Source organism: Thalassospira sp. B30-1 (genome assembly GCF_015767575.1).
Classification (GTDB): Bacteria; Pseudomonadota; Alphaproteobacteria; order Rhodospirillales; family Thalassospiraceae; genus Thalassospira; species Thalassospira xiamenensis.
Genome location: NZ_CP065232.1, coordinates 4212715 through 4237360, shown reverse-complemented (window position 1 = coordinate 4237360; position 24646 = coordinate 4212715). Strand labels below are relative to the sequence as shown.

At 53.3% G+C, this 24646-nt stretch carries 26 protein-coding genes; 20 read left to right on the top strand and 6 right to left on the bottom strand.

The window, feature by feature from the left end; translation table 11 throughout:
* Positions 1–240 precede the first annotated feature (240 nt).
* From IT971_RS19755 to IT971_RS19720, 8 genes are all read left to right on the top strand, one after another.
* Positions 241–1083 (top strand): ABC transporter substrate-binding protein, encoded by an 843-nt coding sequence (locus tag IT971_RS19755; RefSeq protein WP_223304894.1) that lies wholly within the window; start codon positions 241–243, stop codon positions 1081–1083.
* A gap of 189 nt (positions 1084–1272) precedes the next feature.
* The gene (locus IT971_RS19750; protein ID WP_063092526.1) at positions 1273–1737 is read left to right on the top strand and encodes a PaaI family thioesterase; all 465 of its coding nucleotides are present in this window, start codon (positions 1273–1275) and stop codon (positions 1735–1737) included.
* A gap of 58 nt (positions 1738–1795) precedes the next feature.
* Positions 1796–2968, top strand: coding sequence for an isovaleryl-CoA dehydrogenase (locus tag IT971_RS19745; protein WP_063092527.1), 1173 nt, complete (start codon positions 1796–1798; stop codon positions 2966–2968).
* Between the two features lie 30 nt (positions 2969–2998).
* Positions 2999–4186 carry an acetyl-CoA C-acyltransferase gene (locus IT971_RS19740; RefSeq protein WP_007088809.1) on the top strand — a complete coding sequence of 396 codons (1188 nt, stop codon included), beginning with the start codon at positions 2999–3001 and terminating at the stop codon, positions 4184–4186.
* A 163-nt stretch (positions 4187–4349) separates the two neighbouring features.
* The gene (locus IT971_RS19735; RefSeq protein ID WP_037987627.1) at positions 4350–5324 is read left to right on the top strand and encodes a sodium-dependent bicarbonate transport family permease; all 975 of its coding nucleotides are present in this window, start codon (positions 4350–4352) and stop codon (positions 5322–5324) included.
* Positions 5325–5328: 4 nt separating this feature from the next.
* Positions 5329–5640, top strand: a complete 312-nt coding sequence (locus IT971_RS19730) for a P-II family nitrogen regulator (protein WP_063092528.1) — start codon at positions 5329–5331, stop codon at positions 5638–5640.
* A 142-nt stretch (positions 5641–5782) separates the two neighbouring features.
* Positions 5783–6403, top strand: coding sequence for a carbonic anhydrase (locus tag IT971_RS19725; protein ID WP_007088812.1), 621 nt, complete (start codon positions 5783–5785; stop codon positions 6401–6403).
* Positions 6404–6472: 69 nt separating this feature from the next.
* The gene (locus tag IT971_RS19720) at positions 6473–7606 is read left to right on the top strand and encodes an acyl-CoA dehydrogenase (RefSeq protein WP_007088813.1); all 1134 of its coding nucleotides are present in this window, start codon (positions 6473–6475) and stop codon (positions 7604–7606) included.
* A 64-nt stretch (positions 7607–7670) separates the two neighbouring features.
* Here the strand turns inward: IT971_RS19720 and IT971_RS19715 are convergent, their stop codons facing one another.
* From IT971_RS19715 to pspF, 3 genes are all read right to left on the bottom strand, one after another.
* On the bottom strand, positions 7671–8447 hold the full coding sequence (locus tag IT971_RS19715) for an outer membrane protein (protein WP_082822555.1): 777 nt from the start codon (positions 8445–8447) through the stop codon (positions 7671–7673).
* Between the two features lie 220 nt (positions 8448–8667).
* Positions 8668–9144, bottom strand: a complete 477-nt coding sequence (locus IT971_RS19710; RefSeq protein ID WP_063092530.1) for a hypothetical protein — start codon at positions 9142–9144, stop codon at positions 8668–8670.
* Between the two features lie 2 nt (positions 9145–9146).
* Positions 9147–10151, bottom strand: coding sequence for a phage shock protein operon transcriptional activator (gene pspF / locus IT971_RS19705; RefSeq protein ID WP_063092531.1), 1005 nt, complete (start codon positions 10149–10151; stop codon positions 9147–9149).
* 168 nt (positions 10152–10319) lie between these two features.
* On the opposite strand from pspF, the gene pspA reads away from it, so the two are divergent.
* The 11 genes from pspA to IT971_RS19650 all read left to right on the top strand — a co-directional run bounded on the left by pspA (position 10320) and on the right by IT971_RS19650 (position 19538).
* Complete coding sequence (gene pspA / locus IT971_RS19700) at positions 10320–10985, top strand: phage shock protein PspA (protein ID WP_063092532.1); 666 nt, start codon at positions 10320–10322, stop codon at positions 10983–10985.
* Between the two features lie 56 nt (positions 10986–11041).
* On the top strand, positions 11042–11290 hold the full coding sequence (pspB, locus tag IT971_RS19695) for an envelope stress response membrane protein PspB (RefSeq protein WP_007088817.1): 249 nt from the start codon (positions 11042–11044) through the stop codon (positions 11288–11290).
* A complete protein-coding gene (locus IT971_RS19690) occupies positions 11287–11865 on the top strand; it encodes a PspC domain-containing protein (protein ID WP_063092533.1) in 579 nt (192 codons plus the stop codon). Before pspB ends, IT971_RS19690 begins: the two co-directional genes overlap by 4 nt.
* Before the next feature lie 256 nt (positions 11866–12121).
* Complete coding sequence (locus tag IT971_RS19685) at positions 12122–13498, top strand: ATP-binding protein (RefSeq protein ID WP_063092534.1); 1377 nt, start codon at positions 12122–12124, stop codon at positions 13496–13498.
* A 102-nt stretch (positions 13499–13600) separates the two neighbouring features.
* A complete protein-coding gene (locus IT971_RS19680; protein WP_063092535.1) occupies positions 13601–14170 on the top strand; it encodes an EndoU domain-containing protein in 570 nt (189 codons plus the stop codon).
* A 22-nt stretch (positions 14171–14192) separates the two neighbouring features.
* On the top strand, positions 14193–14525 hold the full coding sequence (locus IT971_RS19675) for a hypothetical protein (RefSeq protein ID WP_063092536.1): 333 nt from the start codon (positions 14193–14195) through the stop codon (positions 14523–14525).
* A 62-nt stretch (positions 14526–14587) separates the two neighbouring features.
* Positions 14588–15718 (top strand): serine hydrolase, encoded by a 1131-nt coding sequence (locus IT971_RS19670; protein WP_223304892.1) that lies wholly within the window; start codon positions 14588–14590, stop codon positions 15716–15718.
* Positions 15719–15910: 192 nt separating this feature from the next.
* On the top strand, positions 15911–16318 hold the full coding sequence (locus IT971_RS19665) for a MarR family winged helix-turn-helix transcriptional regulator (RefSeq protein ID WP_223304891.1): 408 nt from the start codon (positions 15911–15913) through the stop codon (positions 16316–16318).
* A 15-nt stretch (positions 16319–16333) separates the two neighbouring features.
* On the top strand, positions 16334–18427 hold the full coding sequence (locus IT971_RS19660; protein ID WP_063092539.1) for an FUSC family protein: 2094 nt from the start codon (positions 16334–16336) through the stop codon (positions 18425–18427).
* Complete coding sequence (locus IT971_RS19655; RefSeq protein ID WP_063092540.1) at positions 18424–18627, top strand: DUF1656 domain-containing protein; 204 nt, start codon at positions 18424–18426, stop codon at positions 18625–18627. Before IT971_RS19660 ends, IT971_RS19655 begins: the two co-directional genes overlap by 4 nt.
* A gap of 8 nt (positions 18628–18635) precedes the next feature.
* Complete coding sequence (locus IT971_RS19650) at positions 18636–19538, top strand: HlyD family secretion protein (RefSeq protein WP_063092541.1); 903 nt, start codon at positions 18636–18638, stop codon at positions 19536–19538.
* Positions 19539–19545: 7 nt separating this feature from the next.
* On the opposite strand, the gene IT971_RS19645 is transcribed toward IT971_RS19650, so the two are convergent.
* The 3 genes from IT971_RS19645 to IT971_RS19635 are packed head-to-tail and all read right to left on the bottom strand — an operon-like array spanning position 19546 to position 23504.
* A complete protein-coding gene (locus tag IT971_RS19645; RefSeq protein ID WP_063092542.1) occupies positions 19546–20427 on the bottom strand; it encodes a hypothetical protein in 882 nt (293 codons plus the stop codon).
* On the bottom strand, positions 20417–21952 hold the full coding sequence (locus IT971_RS19640; protein WP_063092543.1) for a hypothetical protein: 1536 nt from the start codon (positions 21950–21952) through the stop codon (positions 20417–20419). The genes IT971_RS19645 and IT971_RS19640 overlap by 11 nt, the downstream gene beginning before the upstream one ends.
* Position 21953: 1 nt before the next feature.
* Positions 21954–23504 carry an OmpA family protein gene (locus IT971_RS19635; protein ID WP_063092544.1) on the bottom strand — a complete coding sequence of 517 codons (1551 nt, stop codon included), beginning with the start codon at positions 23502–23504 and terminating at the stop codon, positions 21954–21956.
* A gap of 220 nt (positions 23505–23724) precedes the next feature.
* Between IT971_RS19635 and IT971_RS19630 the strand changes: the two genes are divergently transcribed.
* The gene (locus IT971_RS19630; RefSeq protein ID WP_063092545.1) at positions 23725–24603 is read left to right on the top strand and encodes a CoA ester lyase; all 879 of its coding nucleotides are present in this window, start codon (positions 23725–23727) and stop codon (positions 24601–24603) included.
* Positions 24604–24646: the final 43 nt, after the last annotated feature.

Genomic DNA, 24646 nt, shown 5'->3' with positions numbered 1-24646 from the left:
TCTCTTTCCGCCTTTTGCTGAAAAGCGCGGGAAATCTGAAGATTTTAAAAGAAGCCTCCGCTTTGCGGGGGCTTTTTTGATTTCAGGACGTCACACAGTATCATCCACCGGTTGGTGTGCGATTGTGGTAATGTACGAAAAAACACATACCGGATGATGAATATGCTCGAGAGTCTCCTTACATTACTCATAAAATAATCGACGCTGCGAGATTGGTGATGCGGTTGGAGAGTGATGGATATGCAGTTGATGACCCGGACAGGGTATTTAGCGTCCATTTGCGTTGCTGGTTTAATCGCAGCAAACATTGCCCATGCCAAGGACGCCTCACAGAATTTTGCGGTCGATAATGGTGGCGTGCGGGATTGCAACCATTTGATTGCATCGGGAAACCCGGATTACCCACCCTATCTTTGGCCTGCCGACGATGGTTCTGGTCATCTGATTGGTGCGGCTGCTGAATTCCTGCAGCGGGTTGGTGATGCCGCAGGCATTAACATTGAAGTCGTCAATGCAGGTAGTTGGGGGCGTGTGCAGCAGCACATGCGTGAGGGTGGCATCGATATGATCGCAGGTGCCTTCTTTACAGTGCCGCGACTTGAATACATGGATTATTTTTATCCGGCATTCCAGGGGACGCGCACGGTCATCTGGACCAAAGCCAACATTGATATCAATTATCGCCAATGGTCGGATCTGCGCGGGCTTGAGGGGCTTACAGTCATTAACAACAGTTTCGGGCAGGAATTCGACAGCTATGCGGCCCAGAACCTGACAATTCGGGAAGTTCCAAGCCTTGAACAAGGTTTGAAGATGCTGGATCGTAATCGCGGAGAATATCTGATTTACGAAGAGTTCCCCGGCAAAGCTTTTGCTGCGCGGGAAAAGATTGACGATATTCGCAGCTATGACATCGCGGTAAGCGAAGAAAGCCTGTATCTGACCATGTCGCATAAGTCGCCCTGCAATACCGGCGCGATGCGTGGCCGTATTGCTCAGGCACTTTTCAAGCTTGTGGGCGACGGCGTGATGGATGAAATGCTCGAAGCCAGCATCGCCCGCTGGAGCACAGGCACAAACTGACTCCCGATGAGTTGATATAAAGTTGAAAACCGGCCTTTTGCCTGTTGTGATCATAAATAGGTATAGTGATGCGGATTTTGATTTGACGTTTACGTTAACGTAAACTACAACAGATTTGCTTCATAACCCGTGATGACCGGTGCTCGATATATTGAACCGGCATGACTGCAGGCAGGACAGGATCGCAAGATGGCACAGTTTGAGCCGCAAAATCCGAACTATAATGCTGAAGTCCGGCATCGGTTTTCTCAGCAGCCCTACAATCTTTCGATCGGGGCCGAGGTCGTTGATGTTAAGCCGGGGCGGGTCGAGATTGTCGTGCCGTCACGCGCGGATCTGATCCAGCATAACGGCTATTTTCATGGTGGCCTGATCGCCGGGCTTGCCGACATCGCGGGCGGCTTTGCTGGATGGAGCCTCGTTGCCGAAGATCAGGGCATGCTGACCATCGAATACAAGCTTAACATCGTCGCGCCGGGCATGGGCGATCAGTTGCGCGCGGTTGGCGAGGTGGTTTCACGCGGTCGGTCGATCATTGTCACCCGCATCGATGTCTTTGGTATGAGGAATAGTGAGCCGGTTCTGTGTGCGACGTCGCTTCAGACGCTCAAGGTCATGAAGCTGCCGCCGGAATTATTAAGTAACGCTGCATAATCGGTTTGATTATTCACTTTTATCAAAAAATCAAAACACCCAGGGCAGGAACAGTAAAATGGCATTTTTCGACTTTCCCGGATTGAAATTTGATCTCGGCGAGACCGCAGAAGCGATCCGCGAAACCGTTTCATCCTTCGCCGAGGCAGAAATCACGCCGCGCGCGGCCGAGATTGATGAAAAAAATGAATTCCCCAATGATCTGTGGCGCAAATTTGGCGATCTTGGTCTGCTCGGAATGACGGTCCCCGAGGAAGATGGCGGTACCGGTCTTGGCTATCTTGAACATGTGATTGCCATGGAAGAAATCAGCCGCGCATCGGCATCGGTTGCACTTTCCTATGGTGCGCATTCAAACCTGTGCGTCAATCAGATCAAACGCAATGCCAATGCCGAGCAAAAGGCAAAGTACCTGCCGAAGCTGATGAGTGGTGAACATGTCGGTGCGCTTGCCATGAGCGAACCGGGATCCGGTTCCGATGTGGTGTCGATGAAATTGCGGGCGGAAAAAAAAGGTGACCGTTTCATCCTGAATGGGAACAAGATGTGGATCACCAATGGTCCGGATGCCGATACGCTGGTAGTTTATGCCAAAACCGATATTGATGCCGGGCCCAAGGGTATTACGGCATTTATTATCGAAAAGGGTTTCAAGGGTTTCTCGACGGCGCAGAAGCTCGATAAACTGGGGATGCGGGGGTCAAACACCTGCGAACTGGTGTTTCAGGATTGCGAAGTACCCGAGGAAAATATCCTTGGGAATTTGAATGGCGGCGTTCGTGTTTTGATGAGCGGCCTTGATTATGAGCGCGTCGTTCTGGCCGCCGGACCGACCGGCATCATGCGGGCATGCATGGACGTGGTCGTGCCCTATATTCATGAACGCAAACAATTCGGCAGGGCGATCGGTGAATTCCAGCTGATGCAGGGCAAGATGGCCGATATGTACACCACAATGAATGCCTGCCGGGCCTATGTTTACGAGGTCGCCAAGGCATGTGATCGTGGTGAAACATCACGCAAGGACGCGGCAGGAGTGATCCTTTATGCTGCCGAAAAAGCGACCTGGATGGCGCTTGAAGCCATTCAGACGCTGGGTGGTAATGGTTATATCAATGAATACCCGACGGGACGTTTGCTGCGCGATGCCAAGCTTTACGAGATTGGCGCAGGCACTAGCGAAATTCGCCGCATGTTGATTGGCCGTGAACTTTTCGGCGAAACCGCCTAATCCCCATATTTGGAATACAGGATCAGATCCATGAGCAATTCAGACCCCATCGTTATCGTTTCCTGTGCCAGAACCCCGATGGGCGGCCTGCAGGGGGATTTCGCAACCGTTACCGCATCCGAACTGGGCGGCGTTGCCATCAGGGCCGCGCTTGAGCATGGCCGTGTTGCTGCCGAAGATGTTGACGAAGTCATTATGGGTAACGTTCTGCCCGCTGGTCAGGGACAGGCCCCGGCGCGTCAGGCCGCATGGAAGGCGGGTATCCCGCGTTCTGCCGGTGCAACCACGATCAACAAGATGTGCGGATCGGGCATGAAGGCCGTGATGTTTGCCCATGATACGCTGGTCGCCGGTGGCGCCAATGTCATGGTTGTGGGGGGGATGGAAAGCATGACCAATGCGCCGTTCCTGCTTCCGAAAATGCGGTCGGGCCACAAATACGGTCATGACATGGTTTATGACCATATGGCGCTGGATGGGCTGGAAGATGCCTATGACAAGGGCCGTTCGATGGGCACCTTTGCCGAGGCGACAGCCGAAAAATACGGATTTACCCGCAAAGCGCAGGACGACTATGCCATCACGTCGCTGACCCGTGCGCAGAATGCTGCCAAGTCAGGCCATTTTGCTGATGAAATTGCCCCGGTGACCTATGCCACCCGTAATGGCGAGGTTACCATTGATGCCGATGAACAGCCGCCAAAGGCAAAACCGGAAAAAATCCCGACCCTGCGCCCGGCATTCGCCAAGGACGGCACAGTAACCGCGGCCCATTCGGCATCGATTTCCGATGGGGCGGCGGCTCTTGTCATGATGCGCGCGTCGGAAGCCGAAAAGCGAGGGCTTAAGCCGCTTGCCAAAATCGTTGGTCAGTCTACCCACGCCCAAGAACCTTGCTGGTTCACGACCGCCCCGATTGATGCGATCAAAAAGGTGCTGGGCAAAACCGGCTGGTCCAAGGACGATGTTGATCTGTGGGAAATCAACGAAGCCTTTGCCGTGGTGGCGATGGCCGCCATCCGTGATCTGGAACTTGATCACGGCAAGGTCAATGTCCATGGCGGTGCCTGTGCGCTGGGCCATCCGATAGGTGCCACCGGTGCGCGGTTGTTGGTGACCCTGATCCATGCGCTTAAAACCCATGGCGGGACCAAGGGCGTGGCGTCGCTTTGCATTGGTGGCGGTGAGGCCACGGCGGTCGCCATCGAGCTGCTTTAAGTTTTTGGTAAATTATGTGAACGAAGTTACGCCCCTGTGATCGGAGGGTTCGGCTTTCTGATGACAGAAAACCGTGATCCTGCTATCGGAATTGCGGTTTTGGCGCAGGGGCGAGACTGCTTGCGCGACACCAACACCAAGGTATCATAGTCAAGGGACAGCCATGCAAGATGTGTTGAGCCTGGCGGCGCAAAATCTTCTGTCGCCCATCGTACTTTTCTTTGTTCTGGGGGTGGGGGCTGCCCTTGCGCGATCCGATCTGACGATCCCCGAAGCCGTAGCCAAAGGCATATCGCTTTATCTGCTCTTTGCCATTGGCTTCAAGGGTGGGGTTGCGGTCTCAGATAATGGGATCGACCTGACCTTGGGTATGACCCTGATGGCAGGTGTGATCCTGTCCTTCGTTCTGCCCTTTATCGCCTTTGGCCTTTTGCGGTGGATATCGCAACTCAGCCGGACAGATGCCGCGGCCGTGGCCGGGCATTATGGCTCGATCTCGATCGTGACGTTTGTCGCGGCAACCTCGGTCCTGCAAAGTTCCGGCATTGTGGCAGAGGGTTATATGGTTGCTGTCGCGGCGGCCATGGAGGCACCGGCTATTTTCTCGGCCCTGTTACTTGTGTCATCGGGCGGTAAGGGGCGGATGGATGGGGCGCTGATCCGTGAAATCCTGCTCAATGGTTCCATCGTTTTGCTTGTCGGCAGTTTCTTTATCGGCTGGATCACCGGGGCTGAGGGCATGGCAAAGATCGAGGCGCTGATTGTTTCACCCTTCCAGGGGGTTCTTTGCCTGTTTCTGCTTGATATGGGGCTGGTTGCGGGGCGTGGGCTTAAACAGGGTCGTGCCGTGCTGCGTGCGGGACCACTGGCCTTTGGTGTGATGATGCCAGTGATCGGCTCCTGCCTTGGTCTGGTATTTGCGTTGCTGATCGGCCTGTCACTGGGGGGCACAGTGCTGTTGATGGTTCTGGCCGCCTCGGCAAGTTATATCGCGGTGCCTGCGGCCATGCGTGTCGCCCTGCCAGAGGCCAATCCGTCGGTCTATCTTACGCTGTCGCTTGGCGTGACGTTCCCCTTCAACCTGACGCTTGGCATTCCGCTTTATCTTGCGATGGCAAGCGCCGTTCACGGAGGTTAATCCCATGGAAAAGCATGATGCCAAACGCGTGGCGATCATTATCGAAGCCATTATGGAGAGCCGCCTGCGCCAGGCACTTGAAGGGGCGGGGGTTACCGGCTTTTCCGTGCTGCCGGTGCTTGGTGGATCGGGGCGATCTGGCAGTTGGCGCCGGGACGATACCGTGTCGCGCGGGGGCGGCATGGTTCAGGTGATCTGCATTATCCGCCCGGAGAAGCTTGATGCCATGCTTGAAGCCGCCTTTGAAGTGGTTGACCGACATATTGGTGTGGTCACGATCAGTGACTGTCAGGTGCTGCGCGCGGATCGTTTCTAGAAACGTCAGGGTTTGGTTGTCTGCGAAACAAAGGAGATCGCGCGTTTAGAACGGTTCAAAAGGTTTGAATGGGGACTATCAACTTGGGCAATTTGGTCCTATTTTGTCGGCAGCGTTATGACAGAATAGGGGACTTCGCGAGATGTCAAAGCCAACCGTTGATCGGATGCTTGCCGGGTTCAAGAGCTTTAAGGCGATGTATTATGATCAGCGCCCGGAACGCGTCGAGGACCTGGTCAATATGGGCCAGCGCCCAGAAGTTCTTCTGATTGCCTGTTCTGATTCCCGCGTTGATCCAGCCATCCTGACCAATGCCGAACCGGGCGAGATGTTTGTCATCCGTAACGTGGCAAACCTTGTTCCGCCCTATGAGCCCGATGAGAATTACCACGGGACGTCGTCGGCGATCGAATTTGCGGTGCGTGATCTCAAGGTCAGGGACATCGTCATTCTGGGCCATTCGGCGTGCGGTGGCATGGAGGCTCTGGTCGAGCACGGCGAAGCGGGCAAGGTGCCGGATCGCGACTTTATCGGCGAGTGGGTCAGCATTGCGAAATGCTGTCTGGAGCATGGCCCGGATGTCGACAAGGTATCGCGTCATTCGATCCGTAACTCGCTGCAAAACCTGATGTCGTTCCCGTTCATCAAGGAACGGGTCGAAGCCGGCGACCTTAAGCTGCATGGCTGGTGGTACGGCATGAAAGAAGGAATCCTGTGGCGCTTTGATGCCGAGCAGGACAAATTTGTTCAGGGCGAAGAATAGGCCCGGCCTGATGAAAACGATCTTCTGATCGCATGGCCGGTGCATCGCCCAATTGGGAGGGTGACCGCCATGCGGTTGGAAGAACATCAGATCATGGTGCGCGATACAGCGCGCGAGTTCGCCGAAAATGAACTCAAACCTCATGCCGCAAAATGGGACATCCACCATACCTTTCCGGCCGAAGCGATTGCCGGATTGGGAGAACTTGGCTTTTTGGGCATGCTGGTGCCCGAAGAATATGGCGGGGCGGGCATGGATCACGTCGCCTATGCGCTGGCACTCGAAGAAATAGCTGCTGGCGATGGGGCAACCTCCACCATCATGTCGGTGCATAATTCGGTCGGGTGTATGCCGATCCTGAAATTCGGTACCGAAGATCAGAAAGAAAAATATCTGGTCCCGATGGCGCGTGGCGAAAAGATCGGCGCATTTTGCCTGACCGAGCCGCAAGCCGGATCGGATGCCAGTGCACTGCGCACGCGTGCCGTGCGCGACGGCGATCACTGGATTATCAACGGTTCCAAGCAATTCATCACGTCCGGCAGTGAGGGTGATGTGGCGATTGTCTTTGCCGTTACAGACCCGGAAGCAGGTAAACGCGGTATTTCGGCCTTCATCGTGCCAACCGATACGCCGGGCTATGTCGTTTCGCGGGTCGAGGAAAAGCTTGGCCAGAATGCATCGGACACCTGCCAGATCACCTTTGTCGAATGCCGGGTGCCCGGTGAAAACATGCTGGGTGAAGAAGGGCAAGGCTATAAAATCGCACTAGCGAACCTTGAAGGTGGGCGAATTGGTATTGCCGCGCAATCGGTCGGCATGGCACGCGCGGCGTTCGAGGCGGCCCGCGATTACGCCAATGAACGTGAAACGTTCGGCAAAAAGATCATCGAACATCAGGCGGTGGCATTTCGCCTTGCCGATATGGCGACCAAAATCGATGCGGCCCGTTTGCTGGTCCATCGCGCTGCCGAACTTCGCGACGATCACAAACCCTGTTTGACCGAGGCCTGCATGGCTAAGATGTTCGCATCCGAAATCGCCGAAGAAGTGTGCTCGGCCGCCATTCAAATTCACGGCGGGTATGGCTACCTTAAAGACTTCCCGGTGGAGCGCATTTACCGTGATGTGCGGGTCTGTCAGATTTACGAAGGCACGTCCGACATTCAACGCATGGTGATTGCAAGGTCGCTTGCCGATTGATGGCAAACCAGCAATAAAGGGGTACGCAAAACGTACCCCTTTTCAAGATTAAACAGTGTCGCAATCAGAACTGATATTGCAGGCCAATCATGAACTCATGTGCCCGTAGGTCAAACCGGGCAGCCTCCACGCTGGTCACCGTCGCCCCATTAATAAATTTGTCACCACCGCGCGCTTCGCCCATGTCAAGGAAGCGGTAGGACATGTCGAGCGTCCATTGGTCGGAAATCACGTACCCGACACCCGCACCAATCTGCCAGGCCAAATCGTTATGCGTGTCGCCGGTAGTGTAACTACCATTGGGGGCTGCAAAGAACATTTTTTCAGTTTTGTTTCGGGCCCAGCCGATACCGCCTTGCACGTAGGGTGAAAAGGCACCGAGATCAACGCCAGCAATACTTAATGGGTCAACATAAACGTTCACCATTGTCGTCCAGTTGGATGTTTCGAAAGCACCGTCATTTAGCTTGTTGTTTGGTTTGTTCGGGATGCCATCCGCGTCACGATAGTCATCTGCTGCGGACAGTCGATTACCATAAGATACCGTGATGTCGGTTCGTAGATAGTCCGTGAGCTTGAGCCCCGCACCGATCTGGTAGCGCGATCCTTTATAGCTTGTCATTTCGATCGAATCGCGTTCACCCGGGTCGTCAAATTCGGCTCTATCGTCAACCGTGATGGAAGACCCCAGATCGGCCCGCAGATAGGGTGCGAACAACCAGTCATCTTCTGCATGTGCCGTGCTCGGCGGCAAGGTGGAGAGGAGAAAAGCTGGGATGAGTAAAACGCAGATCGTGCGGCAGAGACGAACCATCGGAGATTTCATCATGGCGGGGCTCATTGATTTTGACCTGCATTATTTTGAGGTAATATTAGAAATTTAACTTACAATTTCATGGTGCTGTCAAAATGGCAACTTGAATAAATAATTGGCCGCTACGCGGCGGAGCTCAGGACATCTGATCGCGTATGTGGCCCGGCAAGTCTTCTGTTCGGCAAACAACGCTCGGCGGTGCTTGCGCACATGAAAACGGCGGGCAGTGGGCTTGGGGCGGACGTCACTAAGAAGCGCTCTGGCTCGGTTGCCTTGGGGGCGACGAAAACCGATCCAGAAAACGTCGTGCACGCGGCAGTGCATCGTGCAGGAATTGTTGCGGTTCACGGAGCCATAATCCGTCAAATTCGCGGGATTTGGGTTCCGATATCAGAACGTCACGTGGGAGCGGTATTATGTCGGCATCCCACCCCGGCCAACGTTGTCGGGCGCGTCGGAAGCAATGATCCATGAAGCGCTTGTGGTTGCTGTATCCGTGATAGTCAAAGACCCAATCTCCGCCTGAGACGATGATGTGATTGCCGGGAAGGTTATCTTTCGGATGGAACCAGATTGGAGTGAGTTCGCCGGTCGCGTCAAAGCGTTCGATGAATGCGTGGGCAAGGATATGGCAGGCACCACACGCAAAGAATATCCTGTCAGGCAGGTTCCAGCGCATTACCGGGTCGCTCTTGCGATAGTTTGGGGTGCGGGGCTGATACATGCTTATGGTCCTGAGCGCCCCGGCAGCAGATCGTATTTTTCCAGAAGTCGACGGAACTGATGGTAGTTCAGATCAAGCGCCTTGGCGGCTTCGGTCTGGTTATTCGCGTTTCGACGCAGGGCGTTTTCAAGCAGTTTGATTTCAAATTCTGCAACCTGAGATTTGAAATCTGTTGTGCCGGTGGGGGCAGGTTCTTCGGGTGTGGTAGGTGGAGCATCACGGTCGGTTTCGGTCCAGATGCCTTCGAACGGGTCGAGTACGATATGCGCAAGCGGATTTTCATCATCTTCAGCCAGATAAAGGCTGCGTTCGACCGCATTGCGCAACTCGCGGACATTGCCGGGCCAGGAATGGCTCAGAAGTTGGCGCGCCGCTGTTGGTGTGAAGCCGGCAAAAACCTGTCGCGACAGGCGTTTGGTCATTTCGAGTGCGAACTGTTCGGCAAGTGGCAAGATATCATCAGACCTTTGGCGCAACGGCGGCACGGCGATCACGTCAAAGGCGAGTCGGTCGAGCAGGTCGGCGCGAAACTTCCCGGTTTTGGCCAATTCGCGCAGGTTTTCATTTGTCACACCAATGACGCGGGCATCAACTTCGATCACCTCGGAGCCGCCAACACGTTCAATCTCGCCATATTCAACAACGCGCAGGAGTTTTTCCTGCACCATTGGGCTGGCGGTGGCTATTTCATCGAGAATGATGGTGCCGCCATGCGCGCGTTCAAATCGCCCGACATGACGTTTGGTTGCCCCGGTAAAGGCCCCGGCCTCGTGCCCGAACAGTTCGGTATCAAGCAGGGTTTCAGACAGGGCCGCGCAATTGACCTTGACCAGCGGGCCGCCCCAGCGACGGGACAGGTAATGCAGGCGTGAAGCAATCAGTTCCTTGCCCGATCCCCGTTCGCCGATCACAAGGCATGGCCGTTCAATCGGTGCCAGACGTGAAACATGTTCAAGGGCGGCCAGAAAAACGGGGTCTTCGCCCAATATCGGTTGCAAGCTATCCATTTCGCGAAAAACGTTATCGAAAAAAGACAAAATTGTCGCGATAAAAGTTAATTGGATAAGGCGGGTGATTCTAAGTCATTGATTTTATTGGGTGTCAAAACTGGCACGGCATTTGAAATAGAGAGATCAGAATTTTTGCGTCCCCCGTATTTTTAAGGAGATCAGACAATGGGCGTGTTTTCGCGTTTGTCCGATATCGTAAATGCCAATATCAACTCGCTTCTGGATCGTGCTGAAGATCCGGAGAAAATGGTTCGGTTGATGATCCAGGAAATGGAAGATACCCTGGTTGAAGTCCGTTCCGCCGCGGTCAAGGCGATTGCCGACAAGAAAGAAGTCGAGCGCAAGCTCAAGAAGCTTCATGACGGTCAGCTTGAGTGGGAAGGCAAAGCGGAATTTGCCATTTCCAAAGGCCGTGACGATCTGGCAAAGGGTGCACTGATGGCGCGTCGCCGTCTGGCCGATCAGAGCATCGTGCTGGAGCGCGAGCTTGAAGTGATCGAGGAAACGCTTGGCAAGTTTGACGATGACTTGAACAAGCTTCAGAACAAGCTTAACGAAGCCAAGGGCAAGCAGCGTGCGGTTGAAATCCGCATGCAGACTGCCGAAAAGCGTGTCAAGATGCGCGAAAAGTTGCATTCGGGTCAGATCGATGAAGCATTGCTGCGCTATGAGCAGATGGAACGCCGCATTGACGAGCTTGAGGCCGGCGCGGACTCCTGGGATCTTGGTCGCGGGCAGAGCCTTGAAGAACAGTTCGAAGACCTTGAAGCCGAGCTTGGGATCGAGGACGATCTGAAAGAGCTTAAAGCGCGGGTCAAGAAAGACAAATAATCAGCGGTTCGCGTGTTTCGATGCGATAAGCTGCAACAAAGGTTGAGCTGACAAAGATGTGGGCGATTGCTGTACCGTTAATTGTGTTTGTTGTCGTTGTCGGCCCTGTTTGGGTTGTGTTTCACTACATAACACTTTGGAAACGGATGAAAGCCGAACAGCAAAAATCCAGTCCGGAACAGGTGGCGAAGGAAAAGGAAATCGTCGCCACGCTCAAAGGCCGGGCAGAACGCCTTGAAAATCGTGTCGAAACACTTGAACGCCTGTTGGATGCCGAGGTTGCCGAATGGAGGAACAGGATATGACTGCACAGCAAGCTGCTGCCGGTGCCGGCTATCAGCGCGGTCACAAGAAACATCGTCATGGCGGTTGCCGTTTCCGGCGTGAGGGCAAGGACGGCAAGGAGTGCGGGGGCGTCATTCGCCGCACGACCCGGGGAATTGCCGAAAAGTTTGGTATCCCGCGCAAAGGTGTGCTGATCGCCTTTATCCTGATCCTGATTTTCAGCTTCCCTGTCGGTGTGATGCTGTTCGCCCTTGCGTGGGCCTATGTGCATCATCCGGAATGGTTTGATGGTCTGCGCGGCAAGTTTCGCGGGGCCGGTCGGACGGGATCATATAATGCCTCGACCGCGCATACCGACGCGCCAGAAGAGCGCCCGACCATGGGTGTCGATTTCGAAGAGCCGTGGATGGAAGACCTTCGCGAGAAATTCGATGACCTTGAACGCCGAACCGGTTCAATGGAAGGTTACGTTGCTTCCGGTGATTACCGGCTGGCATCGGAACTTGAAAAGATGAAAAAAGACGACGCCAGCGGCAAGAAAGACGCCGATGGCAGCGACGATGATGCTTCGACCTCCCCCAACGATAAAGCTTAGCAGATGCTGCGATGACATCGGTATCAATCCCCCCTGCTTCGCAGTTATATTGAGTTATCCCGCAGCTTCACCTTTCGAGCCGGACCTGTTTCTACGGGTTCGGTTTCTTTTTTTGTTTTTGTTCGTGATCGCAACTATTTGCTGAAAAATAACCAAATAGCGTTTATCGTTATACCTAATTTAAAGGTTTTCTGACTAGCTTGGTGTCCTCTGGTGATATCTGGCGGGAAAGCCTGCCAGCAAAACGGGGGGTGATATGGCGACCATGATCGAACATCCGGGCGAACAGGATTTTCTGCATCGGTTGATGCTTGATAATCCGTGGTGGGATGGCATCACCGATGATCTGGTTCATGATCTGCCGCAGCGTGCGTTTTTCAAACGGTTCTGGGCCGCAATTGAAAAAAACGACGGAACAAAGGCCGTTGTTTTAACCGGGCCGCGTGGGGTGGGTAAGACCGTCATGTTGCGGCAGGCCGTTGCCGAATTGCTTAATGCCGATACACCACGTCGACATGTTTGCTATATCTCGCTTGAACACCCGCTGTTTCTTGAAATCGATTTGCCGCGACTGCCAAAAATACTCCGTTCCATGCGGGGCATATCGGCAGATCATCCGCTTTGGCTGTTTATCGACGAGGTGTCCTATCAGCGCGATTGGGAAGACCGGGTTGCAAAATTGCTGGTGGCAGACCCGATGTTGCGCGTGGTTGCGGTTAGTGCGTTGGCACCCAATCCAAACGCGCTTGGTCATATTCAAAGCCTGTTTTTACCGCCTTTCAGTTTCGCCGAATATCTTGAGCAGCGCGGGATCGCGCCATCAGACGTCTTGCCGCAAACACCCAATGTCGGGCGCTATACCGCCGATATTCCCGAAGGCCTGATCGAGCTTAACGACCTGTTCGAAGCCTATATCAACGAAGGCGGTTTCCATGATCGTGACGGCGAGGCGGGGGCAATCCATCGATCGCTTCATTCCGATCTTCCCGGGTTGCACGGCATTTCAAATCCATCGGATTTGCACCGTCTGTTTGTGTTGCTGGCCTATAACACCGGTGCGGAATTCTCGATCGAGACATTGGCGCGGGAACTTGATATCGCCAAAAATACGCTGCGCCGTTATCTTGAATATCTTGAAAGTGCATGGCTGGTGCGCAGGCTGGAACGTGTCGATCAGGATGCAAAACCGTTTCAGCGCGCGGTGGCATTTAAGGTCCATCTGATTCACCCCGGGCTTCGCGCCGGATTGATCGGTGCCAAGGCCACGGACAGTGCGACAATTACCCGACTGGCTGAAACCGCGATCCAGACCCAGTTCCTGACGTCGAGTGTCGGGCTTGAAAGCCTTTATTACGCGCGTTGGGGGCATTTCGAGGTGCCTTTCGTTTTCCTTGACCGGCGAAGCGGAACACCGCTTTTTGCCTATCACTGCCTGTGGCGTGATGAAGGCATTCGAAAGCCCAAGGAAATCCGTGCATTGGTCAATTTCCGCACCAGTCATGCCTTGCCACTAGGGGCATTCGTGATGACCAAGGCGCAATGGCATGGCGGTAAAATCGGTGGCGTGCCAATGCGTTTTGAACCTGCGAGTGTCCTTGCACTTCGGATCGGGCTGGAATTCTCGCAGCTTTGAACGGCGTCACAGTGCTGGGTTGATGGCGTCTGTTCCGGGCAGTATGCCGCAGCCCTGATGGTGGCGGCAGGAACTGCTAGGACAAGGCAAAGGAGGTCGTTTATGACGACACTTTTAAAGCTCTCCCATACTTTTGTCGCCGTGATCCTGCTGGTTTGCGGGCTGTTGATGATCAATGCCACATCCGCGATGGCTCAGGTCGCGTGCCCGGTCGGTACGATCACAAATGCGGGGCTGCCCGACATCAATGGCGATCACGTTTTCTGTGGCGAGATAAACAGCAAAGGCAAGGCTGTCGGTTTCCATTCCCGTCCCGGCGGAAGCAATCCTGCGGGTGGGGGGATAACGAATGTTGTGATCACCCAGCCAGCGAACCCGATGGGAATTTACAATATATCCTTTAAAAAGAACGGTGTTCAGAAGTCGATTTCGACAATGTTCCCCGACAGCTGTTCCCAGGATGAGGTTGTGAACTCCATCCTTTATGCGGAAGCCAATCAGGAAGCCTGTCCTGCCGGAGCACCCGGCTGGGTGGTGTGCGGGAAAAATCGACCAGATCCGGTGATGGCTACACAGGGGCCGTATTGCGAAGGTGACGACGATTCAAACCGTTTCTACATCGCGGTTGGGGTCAATGGCGGAAACATCAACACCGCGTTCCCGCTGCGTTAACCGTGAAATGTGAGGCTTGAAAATGGCAGGCGGTGAAATGATGGTACCCGATTGGCCCGGCAGGATTGTTGGCGATGAAGGGCATGATCGCATCGCTGCCTGTCTTGTTCTGGATATTCAGAATGCACCGGAATGGGCGCAAATCGTGCTTGATCGGGTGGATGCCATCATCAATGGCAGTGAAGACCATTGGGAGATGGCAATGAATGCCTATATCTTAAAAATGGATGCGGCAATTTGCGAAATTGCTCCGGCATATGAAGAGCAGGACGAAGAGATTGTCTGGGTCCCGTCTTTGGAATTTCGTGCTGCTCTGGTCGCATGGATAGAACAGATAGATCAATCAACAGGTTAACCAGCCGATAAACAATTTCATCAATGCTGGCACCAAATTTGACGTTTTGTGGGGACAAAGTCGTGACTTCAGGGTTTTGGCGGCTTTTGGTGCCGGTATTATTTCTGCTGCTTGTCGCAGTATCGGTGCCGTCGGCGGCATATGCCGAGGAAAAAAACGAGCCCGATGATCCGCTTGTCAAATTTTTGCGGCAATATGTCGAGCAGGCCGGTTTGCCGGGTGCAGTAATCGGCATTGGTTATGGTGACGGTCAGATGCGCTTTGCCGCAACCGGGTATGCAGCGGTAAATCCCGACAAGGGCATGACCCAGGACAGGCAATTCTATATCGGGTCACTGACCAAAATGATGACTGCGGTGGTTGTGTTGCAGTTGGCATCTGAAAAGCGCATCGACCTTTCCGATCCGATTGCCAAATGGCTTCCTGCGGAATTCCGCGACAAGATTGCCAATGCCAATGTTGCGACCGTTCGTGATCTTTTGCGCAATAGTTCAGGCATTCCCGATTATCTGGATGGGGAATTTTTCTTTGAGCTGGTCGGGCGCGATCCCCAGCACGGCTGGCGTAATCGCGAATTGCTGCCGCTGATTGCGGGCCGTGAAGCACATTTCAAACCCGGTACCCAATATAACCCGTCCAACAGCAACTATATCCTGCTGGGTGTCCTGATAGAACAGGTCGAAGGCGATCACATCGAAGCGGTGTTCAATCGACGGATTTTTGAGCCAGCCGAAATGCGCAATACATCCTTTGGCCGGTATCCGCGCCCCGATGATCTTGCGCGCGGCTTTGATGACGCCAATGGGGATGGCAAGCTTGAGGATGTGACCGATTTTGATGTCGGCGATCAGCTTTCAGATGGCGGGGTGATTTCAACCGCAGAAGATCTTTTGAAATTTGGCCGGGCGCTGTTTGCGGATGGTATTTTGCTGGGCGCGAACGCGCTGGAGCGGGCCACGACGGATACATTATTCGCCGGCGAAGGTTCCTATGGCTATGGCATGATGATCGGCAAAACCGATTGGGGACCTGTTTGGGGGCATGACGGGGTTTATTTCGGTTATTCTGCGGAATTTTCGTGGTTCCCCAAACAGGATGTCGCGATTGTTTTCTTGTCCAATGGGCGCGCGTTGAACGAGGTGCCACCTGTAACGGGCCTGCTGTTGTCGGGCCTGTTTGGCAAGGCGCAATAGATCAGTGCAATTTAAATAATTGAAACTAATCGATTAATTGTTCATCGCGAGCATGCGGGCGGACATTTATGCTTACAGCGCATAACTGATAGGATTATAATAGTTAGGATACTATCTAATTTCTCTGTTATGCTTTGCATCATGGAAAACAATGATATTGATACCCCTTATCTGAGTCTTGGAAGCACGTTGATGCGTGTCGCGCGTTGCTGGCGTCGCGAGATCGACAGCACATTACAATCGCAAGGCTTGTCTCAAACCATGGTAATGCCCCTGATTGTTCTCAACCGGGCAGCCGGTCCCGTACGGCAAGGTTTGATTGCAGATGAAATCGGCGTCGAAGGCCCGTCTCTTGTGCGGGTTATTGATGCGCTGGAACGCGATGGACTTATTTCGCGTGTTTGCGATCTGAGCGACCGGCGCGCCAAAATGGTTGCGCTAACGGCAGCAGGTAAAGACAAAGCCGCCGAGATCGAGATCATTCTTGCCGATATCCGCAACGAACTCACGGCCGATATCGACCCCGAAAATCTTGCGACCACTCTTGATGTCATGCAGCAATTGCTTGACAAACTGGCGCAACGCGGTGGCGACGCTTAGGGTGCGGGGGATAAGATGTTTGCAAATATTCTTGCCCTGCGTCCTAAAGGTGCTGACTGGCTGTTTTCGGCAAAAACATTTGCCGCGGCGGTTCTTGCATTGTTCATTGCGCTGGCCTTTGATCTTGATCGGCCTGTCTGGGCGATGGCAACGGTCTATATCGTTGCCCATCCTTTGTCCGGTGTTCTGGCGTCCAAGGCACTTTATCGTGTGATCGGAACGATCATTGGGGCGGTTGCGGCGATTGTAATGGTGCCCAATCTTGTGAATGCGCCGGCTTTGCTATCGCTTGCGCTCGCAATTTGGGTTGGGGGCTGCCTTTATCTTTCCCGACTGGACCGGACGCCCAAGAGCTACCTTTTCATGCTGGCGGGCTATACCGCGGCGATTGTCGGTTTTCCGTGCGTAACGGACCCCGGGATTATTTTTGATACGGCCGTTGCGCGCGTCCAGGAAATTACGCTTGGCATCATTTGTGCCACACTGGTCAGTCATATCATTTTCCCACGCCATGTCGGCCCGGTCGTCGCGGCACGGATTGATGGCTGGATGGGCGATATTGCCGACCTGGCAAAGCTAAGCTTTGATGCTGGTTCTGATCCTGAAAAATTGCATCAGGACCGGACACGCATCGCGGCAGATATTGGTGAATTGCACGGGCTTTCTGTTCATCTGGGATATGAAAAGTCCCGATTTGCTGGGCGAACCCGCCAATTGCAAGCCCTGCAAAGCGCGATAGCCGCTCTTTTGCCTGTGTTTTTCGCCGTTCATGACAGAATAACCGCGCTTGTCGATTACAGTGGGAGCATCCCCAAAGATTTGCGGGCCATTCTTGATGATGTGGCGATCCATATGGCAACCGGCCACTACGATGGTTTGTCAGCGCAGGCGCTTCATGCGCGAATTGCCGCATATGGTGCCGAGTTTTCGAATGCATCGGAATGGGATGGCCTGTTGCAGCTTAATCTTTGTAATCGTCTGCATCGGCTTTTGAATTTTTATTCCGATTGCTGCCGGTTGTGGGATGGGGTGCGTGTCGACAATGTTCCAGTCGACGTCGTGGATCGCTGGCGCGATAGCGCGCAGGAGCGGGCTTTGCATCGCGATTACGGTGTTGCGTTCCGGTCCGGCATGACGGCGGTGATTGCAACCTTGCTGGTATGCGGTTTCTGGATCATGACGGCATGGCCTACGGGTGGGACGGCGGCGATGATGGCAGCAGTCGGTGCCAGTATCATGTCGTTCCTTGATAATCCGGTTCCGGCCTTGAAGGGCTTCATCCGTTATACCGCGATGGCAATTGTTGTCGTGATTATCTACAGCCTTGCGATTCTGCCCGGCATTGATGGCTTCCCGCTTCTTGTTATGGCGTTTGCACCCTATTTCCTTTTGCTGGGGGTGTTGATGACTTCCCCGCAGACATACGGGTTTGGTCTGGCGATGCTGGTCAATGTCGTGATGATCCTGAATGTCGATACCAGTTACAGCAGCAACTTTGCCACCCTGCTCGATAGCGGTCTGGCATCGCTTGCCGGTTTTGCTGTCGCGGCACTTGTTACGGCCTTTGTACGCAGCGTGACAGTCGATGCCAGCATTCGGCGACTGGTGATGTCAAACTGGCGCGACATTAGTGCTATTGCGCGCGGGACGCTCCGTTTGCCGCGCATGGTCATGATCCGCCGTTTACTGGATCGGCAGGGTTTGATTTTGCCCAGATTGGCATTGGCACCAGACCATCGCGATACTTTGATCCGGTCAATGCCGGAGGTCTCGATTGCTGCCAGCATTTATGACCTGCATCGTTTTAAGGCGCTGGCGGATCAAAGGATCGCGACCAAACTGGATGTGGTTTTGCGAAACATGGCGCGTCATTTTGACAATCGCCGCCGAGATTTTGGCGCACTGCCCGATCCTGTGATCCTTGATGAAGTCGATAATATCCTGCGTGAGGTCGTGGCAATTTCACCCACACCGCTTCGCGCTAAATTGCTGATCCCGCTGATTGCGCTGCGCCGTGCCTTATGCCGCGCGGGCGCACCGGTGCTGGATCGCCGGGCAGATAAGGCATTCGTGTCCGATCTGCCACCCCTGATCGGAGAAACCGCATGATCAATCCGATGATCGATGTTTACGGCGTGTTTGTGCCCGCCTTTCTGATAATGGCGCTTGGCGCCTGGTTCTGCCTGAAAGTGCTGCATGTCGCCCTTGCGCGGATCGGTTTTTACAAGATAACCGCGCATCCCGCTTTAACGGATCTGGCCTTGTTCGTGCTGATCCTGACGGCACTTTCGGCTCTGTTTGTTCAATAGGTGACGATGTGAAACCGACTTTTGCCAATTCCCTTCGCGTTCTGGTGACGCTTGTTCTTGTTCTGGCGGCATCTGCTGGCGGTTATCAGCTTTATGACTACTACATGAACTCTCCTTGGACCCGGGATGGACGGGTCAGTGCCGACGTTGTGGCAATTGCGCCGGACATCGCCGGGCTGGTCAGTGAGGTAAATGTCACCGACAACCAGATTGTTCATGCCGGGGATTTGCTGTTTTCCATTGATCCAGCCCGGTATCAGGTGGCCGTTGATCAGGCACAGGCAAAACTTGAAAGTGCCATTGCCGCACGTGATCAGGCCAAGCGTGAAGTGAAACGCTACCGGGGGCTTGATAGCGACGTTGTTTCGCGTCAGAAAAAAGAACAGGTTGCAACCAATCTCGCGACCGCACAGGCAGATATGGATCTGGCCAAGGCCGATCTTGACCTTGCGGTTTTGAATCTGGCACGTACCAAGGTTGTTGCCCCGGTTGATGGCATCCTGACGAATTTCTCGTTACGTCGGGGGAACTATGTTGGTGCAGGGCAGGCGATTGCTGCCCTGGTCGATAGCCAGTCATTTTATGTGGCGGGTTATTTCGAAGAAACCAAACTGCCGCGTATCGCAATCGGCGATCATGTTGAAGTCCGTCTGATGGGGGAAGATAACGCTATCTACGGCCATGTCGTCAGCATCGCAGGCGGTATTCAGGATAGTGAACGGTCGGGCGCAGGGGGAAGCCTTGCAAATGTCAAGTCGACCTTCAGCTGGGTTCGCTTGGCGCAACGTGTGCCGGTGCGCGTATCGCTTGATAGCGTCCCTGAAAGTGTCCGGCTGGTTGCGGGGCGGAGTGCGACGGTGATGGTTCTGGGTGAAAAAGACGGTGACCACTTCTGGTCATCCGTCTTTTAGGGAAGATCTAGTTTCCAATTCCGCTCAGCAATGACGGGGTGCCAAACTGCTTGAGTTCAGCATTGGAATGCTCAAAGTAGCTTGCCCAGAAATGCTCCAGCGCTTTCAATTCCAAGGATGATCTGTAATTGCCATTGTCAAGATAGCCTCCGCCAATGACATATACTTTGGCGTTGCTCATATCTTCAAATGCCAGCTTTTCGCCCAGTTTTTTGATTTCCTGATCGATGGGCAGGTTTTCGAGCTTGCCGTTGCCATACAGGGACATGAGGTCCGAGTTTTCCATCATGTCTGAAACGATCAGTACATATTTTTCAGGTGTTTCCGACTTGGCGATAATGTCCTTTGCAACAACCGCAAGGTTGGAAACAATTTCTGTTTTGGGGAGCTCTGTTGTTGCTTGGGAAAATGCGTGGATTAAGGCGCGTCCTGTATATTGACGCACTTGGGTGTCCTGAGCCTGATAGCACTGATCGAGTTGGTGCAGGACTTTCTTGGAGACGGAGTAGCGAATCTCATCGCCTAAGCGGTTATCTATAATGCCTTTGAGAATGACCTCAGTATAGAAACCAGCAGCATTTGCAGAAAATCCGATAATCTGTATGACATCCCCTGGGCGCAAAAACTCGATAATTTTTCGATATGTTTCTTCTTGGAGTTTTTTGGGAAGAGTCATTGTCTGGTCGACAAGTACATATAAGTCGCGTGACGCAGACGGGGGATCAATATCCCCCAGCGTGACCAATTGATAGCAACTGCCGATTTTTGCGGTTGTGGCATTTGCCGTCTTTTGGTCAAACCAAAAAATCAACGCTCCAGCTAGTATTGCGACGGCAAAAAGTGGCCCGAAGTTCTGTATAGTTCTCGGAGCTAAACGTTTAAGATCCAAGTCCGAGCTCCTTACGCATGCGTTCACGCATTTCGTCTTCGGTTTCGACATGCTTTTCTTTTGCCTCTTTTTCGGCAAGCAATTCCCTGCGAATGCGTGCTTCCATTTCTTCCGGACTCTCCGCTGCTGTCTTGCCCTGGTTTACAGGTTCTGGCGCGGTGGTCGTTTTGATGCTTTCCGATGGTTGCAGTTTGCTTTCCACAGTACGCGAAAGTTTTCGAGCTTCGCTGTTTTGGCGGGATTGCTCTGCCTTGATTTCCGTTTGTTCGTAATGCTCGATAAAGGTGCGGTCAGCTGAGTGTTGTATAACTTCTCTATGCGTTTTATCTACACCATTGGAAGTTGCGTTCTCGGTCAGTCGTGCCTGCAAGTTTGAAAGGTGTTTTTGCGCGACCCGCGCAATTGCATCACGTTTGCGTTCGTACCAGGCTTCGTAAGATGTTCTGCTTGGGAAATTGCGAATGATGCGCCGTGCGGTCGAGCTTTCTTTACCTGCAAATCCGGTTTTATAACCGATGCCAATACCCATGATTTGAATAAGGATAAAGAGGGTCGCCAAAATGGCATAGGTCGTCAAGTTGGCAGCGTCACGCGCACCCTCTTGCTCATTGTGCGCTTGATTATTGGCTTCTGTCTGCGGCTCGGTCAAAACATCAGGAAGCCCTTCAGACGCTAGGCCTTCAAGCGAGAAAAGGGAATTGTTTGGCGAGGTGTTCGCGCCAATGGTTTCCGCAGTTTTTTCCTGTTGATAGGTCTCATAGCGCACATATGTCGCTCCAATTGCGACACCGATAATGGCGATCGCGGCGATGATGGTCCACATCGGAGCGCCGGGCGTAACATGTGCATTAGTGTCAACGCGATGCAGAATTTGCATATAGGCGGGATCGTTATCATCCACCTGATCGTTCTCAAGTGTGACCTTGTTTGTGCGACCCAGAAGATTAGGGCGGTCTTCCGCATTGTCATGGATCCACCAGGTCCGAATTTTCTTGATCAGGCCTCGCTTGTGAAGTTCCTGACCTGATTGGTGGGTAAGAAACACCAACACGCAGGAAATGAGAAAGGCGATAAAGAAAGATCCCTGAACCTGTAACTGTTCACTCGCTCCGGGCAGCGTGTATCCGGCAAGCACATACGCAAAACCGAGGGCTTCGACAAATACCATTGCGATCAGGAGAACACGCATGAGGATGCCCAGTTCGTTCCTGCCCAGTTCTTGTACTTTCCCCAGATAGCTTTTGGAGCGGTCATACATTTCGGGATCTGCGGCAATTCGCCGGATGTCACCAGCAAAGTCATCACAAAGAGTACGTTCGGATGCAAACCAGCCATCTCTGCGTACCGAGATGTCTTTTGATAAGCGACGCGTCTTACCGATCAGGGGTAAGCTGTAGAGAGCGCTCTTGAAAAACAGTTTTACTTCATCCCACCAAGCAATGACAAGAATGACAAAGATTGCGGTAAGGACAGCTGCGCCAATGATGGCACGATATAACAGCAAGAATGCGTAAAGTTCATCCATTTTATTGTTCCGTGCTTTTGGCGATTTTCAAGTGCATCTCGTTTGCAAAGACTTTGCTATCTTTGTCGTAATATATCCGAGCTTGCGCGAGGCCTTGTTGAGCCACATTTCGCGGGAAGAAGGTATCGATACATCTGACCGGCCATGCACCTTCGTCAAAGAATACGCGATAGACCACGCCGTTCGCGCCGATATAGGACCTTGCAGAGCCCTCGGCGCTAAGGGTCGGTGCTTGGTCCCCTTTCTTGTAATTTTCAAAGACAAAGAGACCGGGCGCTTTCTCGACAAGGCCGCTATCTTCCAAGACAGCCACCTTGGTCAGGCCAATAAGATGCCCGTTAACAGTGTCATGCCATGAGGTCGAGTAAAGTCCGGGAATATAATCCGATGTGCGATGAACCGGCATGTCTCCGTCCAGAGACATGATGCTTCCAACTGGTCTATAACTGTCATTAATGCAATTCGTTCCAAGCATCATGTCGGTCTCGTTGGAGGCTTTTGCTTCAGAGACCGGCCACAAAGTAGAAAAAAGAGATTTTTCTACTTGGCTTTTCTCCACATTAGCAGCCAAGTTCTGATCGAACTCATCAATGGGCAGGCCGCCGAAATCGATTGAGCTGCCAGATTTCAAGGAGGCGACTGTTGGTATCGTTTTGGAGGGGAGTTCGGGTTTGTTTTCCGTCGCTGGTTTGGACGTTTGAGGAGGCCGGGGAATATAAGGTGACTCTTGCGATTTCACAACGCGAGAGGGAAGAGTTGGATCACTTTCAACAAAATTATCATAGGCGATGATGCCCTCTTCCGTTCCAAGTTCGACGACCTCAACCCGGCGGTTTGCAGCGCGCCCTTCTGCGGTGAGGTTGGTTGCGATCGGGCGATCTGCGCCGGCACCCTTGTAATACAGATCAGCCAGGCCGACCCCGGAGCTTTCAAAGATTTTGGCAACTTCGCGTGCGCGTTTTTCCGAAAGGGTCCGATTCAGCTGTTCGGGGCCGGACGAGTCCGTGTGCCCAATAATCAAAACCTTTCGGTTCTTGCCTGCATAGGTCTTTGCCAATTTTTGCAGATCAGCAGCGGCAGACTTTGTTGGTACAGATGAGCCGCTGGCAAACATCATTGCATTAGAAACAGTAACGATGATGCCTTGTTCGCCTTCTTTTGGTGACGATGCGTCCGGGTTAACCCAGCTGCTTGGTGCAGGTGCGTTAACTGCCTGAACATTGAGATCACTTTCTTTCATTTGCTTTTTAACAGCCGCAAGTTCTTTGCATCTGTTCTGAAGGTACGATTGCACTCCTTTGCCAATGAGTCCGCCAGCGGCTCCCCCGGCTACTGTTGCGACCCCTCTGTTGTCACCACCCGCAAGCAGACCGATACCGATGCCCAGCAATGCTCCGCCGATTACATAGGCTGCTTCGTTATATTCACATTCGCCATTTGCCCCGGGCGTAATGCTCAGAAAGTTGCCGTTACCGCCGTTGGTAACGCAACCACTTAAAAGGCTGGTGGCGCATAAAGCGACTACCAACGCCTTAGCAGGTTGCGATTTCATTCTGACCCCTGGATTCAATTATTGTGCGTAGTAGTCCCCTCTAATGCTATTATCTTTATCATCGCAAGATCAGCAAGTACTGATTGTTAAATAATAAGCCGCAGCCCGTTCCCGATATCGCACTGCAAAAAGTGACTTGAAGCGTATTTTGAGTTTGGGTAATTTTCACAAAGATTATTATTAAGTATTGTACAAAAATTACGCTTTGTGGAGGTGTCCCGTGGCTGCAACTGCCCGTCCGCGTCGTTCCGTTTTATATATGCCAGGCTCCAACGCCCGGGCACTGGAAAAGGGGCGCAGTCTGCCTGCTGATGGCCTGATCCTTGATCTTGAGGATGCGGTGGCACCCGACGCTAAGGATGTTGCCCGCGATCAGATCGTTGCCGCGCTGGCAGAAGGTGGTTATGGCAAACGTGAAATCCAGATCAGGACCAACGGATTAAACACCCCGTGGGGATATGCCGATATCGTGGCTGCGGCCAAAACATCGGCCGACGCGATTTTGCTGCCAAAGGTGGAAAGTGCCGATACGGTCCGACAGGTTGCGACCATCATGGAAGCGCAGGGTGCGCATGCGGATATGCGTATCTGGTGCATGATGGAAACGCCGCTTGCGATGCTTGATGCCAGGGAAATCGCAGGGGCTCATCCGCGTCTTGGCGGTTTTGTGATGGGGACATCTGATCTGGCGAAGGATCTGAACTGTGCTCATACGCCTGATCGTTTGCCAATGATGACAAGTCTTGGCCTTTGCCTGCTGGCGGCCCGTGCCTATGGCCTTGCGATCCTTGACGGCGTTCATCTTGATCTTTCGGACGATGATGGCTTCGCCGCATCCTGTAAGCAGGGGCGCGAAATGGGATTTGATGGCAAAACGCTGATCCATCCCAAAACCATTGCGGCTGCTAATACCGCATTCGCCCCAGCCGAAAGCGAGATTGCCTGGGCACGCAAAATCATTGCCGCCCATCAGGAAGCGGCACAAGAGGGCAAAGGTGTTGTCGTGGTCGATGGCAAACTGATCGAGAATTTGCATGTGGTTTCGGCCAAGCGTCTGGTCGCAATGGCCGATCAGATTGCGGAAATGGACGCGGCTTAAGCCCGGTCGCATAGCCGGATAAAAAGCGCGAAAAGAACCGGCA

Bases quoted from the DNA above. Each gene is read 5' to 3' on its own strand.
- IT971_RS19685 (WP_063092534.1), top strand. From the start codon at position 12,122: ATGGCGACCATGATCGAACATCCGGGCGAACAGGATTTTCTGCATCGG.
- IT971_RS19750 (WP_063092526.1), top strand. From the start codon at position 1,273: ATGGCACAGTTTGAGCCGCAAAATCCGAACTATAATGCTGAAGTCCGG.
- IT971_RS19720 (WP_007088813.1), top strand. From the start codon at position 6,473: ATGCGGTTGGAAGAACATCAGATCATGGTGCGCGATACAGCGCGCGAG.
- IT971_RS19730 (WP_063092528.1), top strand. From the start codon at position 5,329: ATGGAAAAGCATGATGCCAAACGCGTGGCGATCATTATCGAAGCCATT.
- IT971_RS19660 (WP_063092539.1), top strand. From the start codon at position 16,334: ATGTTTGCAAATATTCTTGCCCTGCGTCCTAAAGGTGCTGACTGGCTG.
- IT971_RS19755 (WP_223304894.1), top strand. From the start codon at position 241: ATGCAGTTGATGACCCGGACAGGGTATTTAGCGTCCATTTGCGTTGCT.
- IT971_RS19690 (WP_063092533.1), top strand. From the start codon at position 11,287: ATGACTGCACAGCAAGCTGCTGCCGGTGCCGGCTATCAGCGCGGTCAC.
- IT971_RS19640 (WP_063092543.1), bottom strand. From the start codon at position 21,952: ATGGATGAACTTTACGCATTCTTGCTGTTATATCGTGCCATCATTGGC.
- IT971_RS19735 (WP_037987627.1), top strand. From the start codon at position 4,350: ATGCAAGATGTGTTGAGCCTGGCGGCGCAAAATCTTCTGTCGCCCATC.
- IT971_RS19710 (WP_063092530.1), bottom strand. From the start codon at position 9,144: ATGTATCAGCCCCGCACCCCAAACTATCGCAAGAGCGACCCGGTAATG.
- pspB (WP_007088817.1), top strand. From the start codon at position 11,042: ATGTGGGCGATTGCTGTACCGTTAATTGTGTTTGTTGTCGTTGTCGGC.
- pspF (WP_063092531.1), bottom strand. From the start codon at position 10,151: ATGGATAGCTTGCAACCGATATTGGGCGAAGACCCCGTTTTTCTGGCC.
- IT971_RS19715 (WP_082822555.1), bottom strand. From the start codon at position 8,447: ATGAGCCCCGCCATGATGAAATCTCCGATGGTTCGTCTCTGCCGCACG.
- pspA (WP_063092532.1), top strand. From the start codon at position 10,320: ATGGGCGTGTTTTCGCGTTTGTCCGATATCGTAAATGCCAATATCAAC.
- IT971_RS19655 (WP_063092540.1), top strand. From the start codon at position 18,424: ATGATCAATCCGATGATCGATGTTTACGGCGTGTTTGTGCCCGCCTTT.
- IT971_RS19665 (WP_223304891.1), top strand. From the start codon at position 15,911: ATGCGTGTCGCGCGTTGCTGGCGTCGCGAGATCGACAGCACATTACAA.
- IT971_RS19635 (WP_063092544.1), bottom strand. From the start codon at position 23,504: ATGAAATCGCAACCTGCTAAGGCGTTGGTAGTCGCTTTATGCGCCACC.
- IT971_RS19745 (WP_063092527.1), top strand. From the start codon at position 1,796: ATGGCATTTTTCGACTTTCCCGGATTGAAATTTGATCTCGGCGAGACC.
- IT971_RS19725 (WP_007088812.1), top strand. From the start codon at position 5,783: ATGTCAAAGCCAACCGTTGATCGGATGCTTGCCGGGTTCAAGAGCTTT.
- IT971_RS19680 (WP_063092535.1), top strand. From the start codon at position 13,601: ATGACGACACTTTTAAAGCTCTCCCATACTTTTGTCGCCGTGATCCTG.
- IT971_RS19675 (WP_063092536.1), top strand. From the start codon at position 14,193: ATGGCAGGCGGTGAAATGATGGTACCCGATTGGCCCGGCAGGATTGTT.
- IT971_RS19740 (WP_007088809.1), top strand. From the start codon at position 2,999: ATGAGCAATTCAGACCCCATCGTTATCGTTTCCTGTGCCAGAACCCCG.